Annotated in this window: 5 protein-coding genes and 1 pseudogene; 5 read left to right on the forward strand and 1 reads right to left on the reverse strand. The window is 58.6% G+C overall.

All coding sequences use genetic code 11. The features are described 5' to 3' along the window. From NCR34_RS10825 to NCR34_RS10835, 3 genes are all read left to right on the forward strand, one after another. A partial coding sequence (locus tag NCR34_RS10825) for a hypothetical protein (protein WP_250499843.1) occupies window positions 1-450 on the forward strand: 450 nt, incomplete at its 5' end. Window positions 451-565: 115 nt separating this feature from the next. Continuing rightward, window positions 566-853: a toxin-antitoxin system TumE family protein gene (locus NCR34_RS10830; RefSeq protein ID WP_250499844.1), complete on the forward strand. Its 288-nt coding sequence runs from the start codon at window positions 566-568 to the stop codon at window positions 851-853. Next, the gene (locus NCR34_RS10835) at window positions 850-1,197 is read left to right on the forward strand and encodes an HVO_A0114 family putative DNA-binding protein (protein WP_250499845.1); all 348 of its coding nucleotides are present in this window, start codon (window positions 850-852) and stop codon (window positions 1,195-1,197) included. The genes NCR34_RS10830 and NCR34_RS10835 overlap by 4 nt, the downstream gene beginning before the upstream one ends. A gap of 124 nt (window positions 1,198-1,321) precedes the next feature. Here NCR34_RS10835 and NCR34_RS10840 read toward each other — a convergent pair whose 3' ends face one another. Then, complete coding sequence (locus tag NCR34_RS10840) at window positions 1,322-1,582, reverse strand: hypothetical protein (RefSeq protein ID WP_250499846.1); 261 nt, start codon at window positions 1,580-1,582, stop codon at window positions 1,322-1,324. A gap of 341 nt (window positions 1,583-1,923) precedes the next feature. Between NCR34_RS10840 and NCR34_RS10845 the strand changes: the two genes are divergently transcribed. Both NCR34_RS10845 and NCR34_RS10850 read left to right on the forward strand, forming a co-directional pair. Next, window positions 1,924-2,799 carry a tyrosine-type recombinase/integrase gene (locus tag NCR34_RS10845; protein ID WP_250499847.1) on the forward strand — a complete coding sequence of 292 codons (876 nt, stop codon included), beginning with the start codon at window positions 1,924-1,926 and terminating at the stop codon, window positions 2,797-2,799. Between the two features lie 8 nt (window positions 2,800-2,807). Next, a pseudogene (locus tag NCR34_RS10850) lies at window positions 2,808-3,383 on the forward strand (IS91 family transposase); the annotation flags it as partial. Window positions 3,384-3,458: the final 75 nt, after the last annotated feature.

Consider the following 3,458-nt stretch of genomic DNA (forward strand, 5'->3'; position numbering starts at 1 on the left):
CATCAACTTACACCACGGCCACCCTTCCTAAGCATTTTCCCGCAAGCAGCTTTTTGCACACTTCTCGGTACATTACCATCTCTGTCGGCGAGGAAGGTCAAGATGAAGCTCTGCGTTGACTGCAAACACTACCGGTTGAACCTTCAAACTTTCCCATCGAATATCGACTTGGCGGCTAAGAATGCGCTGTGCGCTATCAAGCTCGAAAAGGTGAAGGACGCAGTCAAGCGCGATCGCGTTACCGGCGTTGTAGTGCCCGACGATACGGCAAGAGCGCAGGCAATGTGCGCGATTCAGCGGATACCATCATTCCCGACCGATCTGATGATGCGCAGCTGCGGCCGCCGGGCTCGATGGTTCCAAATGCGTCCGCTTGACGCTTCAAGACAAACCGGCAGCGGTCCCAAGGTGCACGGGGACGCTGACCGTCTTCGGGTGGACAGCCGGTAAGGCGTTGCGCGGCTGTTGATCAGACCAAGCAATCGTCACCAATGCTGGAACATCCCGCAACCCGATGACGTTGACATGATTGACAACATCGGCGCATGTTGTCATCATTGTCAACATGAACGCAATTCCCCTCTTGAAGCGCCGTGTCCCGGTCGATGAGACGTCATTTGCGGCTTTACTCGTCTGGAAGGTTCCGCACCCTGTCGACGGCAGCGCACACTTCTACAAGTACAGTGCCGCGTACATCGTGAAGAACGTATGCGTGCTTCGTTACGATAACGAACGCGGGAAGGGCGACCATAAGCATGTTGGTGCAGTCGAGACGCCCTATGCATTCACGACGCCGGAACAGCTTATGGCTGATTTCTGGTTAGACGTAGACCAATGGAGGGCCGCACAATGACCACGGTAACGCTTGGGATCGCCTCCCGCGACGACATCACCCGAAGCTTCGCAGCCGCAATGCGCGGCGAAAAGCAGGGCGAATTCATCAGCTTCGCAACGCCCGAACTGTTGCTCAGGACGCTCACCCAACTGCGCTGGGACATCCTCAAGAAGATGACAGGCGCGGGCGCCATGTCGATCAGAGAACTTGCCCGGCGCGTCGATCGCGATGTCCGCCGCGTGCATGATGACGTTCTCGCGCTAATCAATGTGGGCGTCCTGGAACGTTCGGACAACGGCGACATCATTTTTCCCTATGATGCTATCCACGTTGATTTCACGTTACAGGCCGAGGCCGCCTGAATGCTGTTAGGCGTGGATGCGCTTCACCGAGATTCACCCGCGATGATCGGAAGGGCCGTGGGCGCATCGGACAGCTGCTCCAATCCCTCCCTCCTAAGCGCCATCGCTTGTGATGGCGTGCTGTCTATCCCTTACCCAACGGTGGCGCATCGCCTTCATCCGAGTGCGGAAGTAGTCCGAGCTGACGGGCCGTCGCGCTGGGCAGCCGTAGCAGCACCGTGCCGGCCTTGGCCCCCCAAAGACTGTCGATCATCACGACGTCGGCTTGCACGCCTTCGAGTTCGAGGTAGACCACATCATCCTTCTCGAACGCCTCTTCATAGAGGTGCCAGGATGGCTCCTTTCCTTCGCCGTAGTGATACCCGATAGATGTCTTGGTGCTCATGGGGCGCCTTAAGGATTGATGGACACAGAAGCCAGTTTATCGTCGACCAAGCTGTCGTCCAACAGTCCAACACACATCAGCGAAGAGACGGCGGTTGCCTCAGCGAAAGCTATCAGATCGGCCCTTGGCTCGGCAAGGCTGTGCGCCATTCTAGGTCAGAAGGCGTGAGGCACGACGACGTTGCGGAGTGAACGTCAGATGGCTCAGTGCGGCCACAGGACTAAACCGCTCGCGCGGTATGTGCTCCGTTCAAAGTTATTGGTTATGAAAGGGTAAAACCCTCCAGTTTCCTATGTTGAGTGATGAGGCGATCCGCCTCGTTACCCAGGAGGAACCGGGCCATGACATCCCCCACCCAGGTTATTAGTCCGTTGCGTCAGCGCATGATGGACGACATGCGCATGCGCCGCCTCGCACCAACCACACAAGCTAATTATCTTCGTGTGGTACGAGAGTTCACCATCTTCCTCGGACGCTCACCCGACACTGCCACTGTCGAAGACCTGCGTCGCTATCAACTGCATCTGGTTGACCACTGCGTGTCGCCAGTTTCTTTGAACGCAGCGATCACCGGCCTGAAGTTCTTCTTCGGCACGACGCTCGCTCAAGACGCGTTGATGGCGAAGATGCGTCCGATCTATCTCCCGCGTACGTTGCCCGTCATACTCAGCCGCGAAGAAGTCGGGCGGCTGATCGCGGCGGCGACCAACCTGAAGCATCAAACGGCGCTGGCGCTCGCCTACGGAACGGGATTACGCGCCAGCGAGGTAACTGCGCTGAAGGTCAGTGACATCGATAGCGAGCGTATGACGCTGCGCGTTGAGCAAGGCAAAGGCCAGAAGGACAGATATGCCATGCTGTCGCCGATCCTGCTCGAGCGTTTGCGGGTCTGGTGGCGGGTCGCACGCGCCCAGGGCAAGATGCTCGACGGAGGCTGGCTGTTTCCCGGACTTAACCCGATCGAGCCGCTCAGCACCCGCCAGCTCAACCGGGCGGTTCATGCTGCGGCCGAGGCTGCGAGAATCGACAAGCGCGTGTCCATGCATACCTTGCGGCACAGCTTTGCCACGCATCTGCTGGAACAGAAGGTCGATATCCGGGTGATCCAGGTCATGCTGGGGCACAAGAAGCTTGAGACCACAGCGCTTTATGCGCAGGTTGCCACTGATATTCTGCGCGAGGTGGTCAGCCCCCTTGAGAGTTTGCGTACTGAGTAGCTCTCATCGTGGCGCATTGCGCGCTTGAGATCGCAGACGTCTTCCGCTCCCTTGGTCCAGCGTGGCATCGATCCGCTAACCTGAGCCTCGGGCAACTAAAGGTCATGTCCGCAATCGAACAGTGCCGCACGGCGGCGCTGGGAGGGCACCTGCTGCGCTGTGAAGGATGCGCGGCGATCGAAGTCGCCTACAACTCGTGCCGCAACAGACATTGCCCACGGTGCCAGGCTGGCGCGGCGCGTCGCTGGCTGGAAGCGCGTGAGGCCGATCTCCTGCCCGTCGAGTATTACCACGTGGTCTTCACGCTACCCGCTGCGATCAGCGCGATTGCGTATTACAACAAGGCTGTCATCTACGGACTGCTATTCGATCTCGCGGCCGAAACGTTGCGTACTATTGCCGCTGATCCGAAGCATCTTGGAGCGCAGATCGGCGCCACGCTCGTCTTACATACGTGGGGCTCGGCGCTCACACATCATCCCCATGTGCACGGCATCGTTCCCGGTGGCGGTTTATCGCCGGACCGAAGCCGGTGGATAGCCTGCAGGCGAGGCTTCTTCCTTCCGGTGCGCGTGCTCTCGCGGTAATGTACCGAGAAGTGTGCAAAAAGCTGCTTGCGGGAAAATGCTTAGGAAGGGTGGCCGTGGTGTAAGTTGATG

The sequence above is a fragment of the Caballeronia sp. GAWG1-5s-s genome (assembly GCF_023631445.1).
Lineage (GTDB): Bacteria > Pseudomonadota > Gammaproteobacteria > Burkholderiales > Burkholderiaceae > Caballeronia.

What these genes read in the sequence shown, in the direction of transcription:
- NCR34_RS10830 (WP_250499844.1), top strand. Translation starts at nt 566, where the DNA reads ATGAACGCAATTCCCCTCTTGAAGCGCCGTGTCCCGGTCGATGAGACG.
- NCR34_RS10835 (WP_250499845.1), top strand. Translation starts at nt 850, where the DNA reads ATGACCACGGTAACGCTTGGGATCGCCTCCCGCGACGACATCACCCGA.
- NCR34_RS10840 (WP_250499846.1), bottom strand. Translation starts at nt 1,582, where the DNA reads ATGAGCACCAAGACATCTATCGGGTATCACTACGGCGAAGGAAAGGAG.
- NCR34_RS10845 (WP_250499847.1), top strand. Translation starts at nt 1,924, where the DNA reads ATGACATCCCCCACCCAGGTTATTAGTCCGTTGCGTCAGCGCATGATG.